This window comes from Rhodococcus sp. 05-2255-1e (genome assembly GCF_002259025.1).
Lineage (GTDB): Bacteria > Actinomycetota > Actinomycetes > Mycobacteriales > Mycobacteriaceae > Rhodococcoides > Rhodococcoides fascians.
The window spans coordinates 1-611 of the sequence record NZ_NOZE01000037.1; the positions used below are offsets into that span (position 1 = coordinate 1).

The following is a 611-nucleotide window of genomic DNA, read 5'->3' on the forward strand; positions in this document are numbered from 1 at the left end:
CGTTCGGTGGCGATGGAGACCACCAGCGGGATCGCGAGTCCGAGTGCGTGCGGGCAGGCGATGACCAACACGGTGATGGTGCGGATGACGGCGTCGTCGGGCATCCCGAATAGCGTCCACACCAACGCGGTGATGATCGCAGATCCGAGAGCGAACCAGAACAGCCAGCCGGCGGCGGTGTCGGCGATGCGCTGAGCGCGCGAGGTCGAGTTCTGGGCGTCGGCGACCAGGCGGCCGATGCCGGCGAGGGCGGTGTCCTCCCCTACTGCGGTGACCTTGATGCGGAGACCGGAGTCGGTGGCGACAGTGCCGGCGACGACTTGGTCGCCGTCGCTGCGGCGGACGGTGCGTGATTCGCCGGTGATCATCGATTCGTCCATGCTCGCCGATCCGGAGACGATGGTGCCGTCGGCCGGTACGCGGCCACCGGGGCGCACGACGACGACATCACCGAGCTGCAGCTCGGACGGGGGCACCGGCACCACATCGTCGCCGTCGACGCGTTCGGCGGTGTCCGGAAGCAGCGCCGCCAACGAGTCCAGAGCGGAGGTGGTCTGCGCGAGGGATCGCATTTCGATCCAGTGCCCGAGCAGCATGATCACGATCAGCAG

Annotated in this window: 1 protein-coding gene; it reads right to left on the reverse strand. The window is 68.4% G+C overall.

The window, feature by feature from the left end; translation table 11 throughout:
- The coding region (locus CH262_RS23150) for an HAD-IC family P-type ATPase (protein WP_143547158.1) at positions 1-611 on the reverse strand (611 nt) is incomplete at both ends.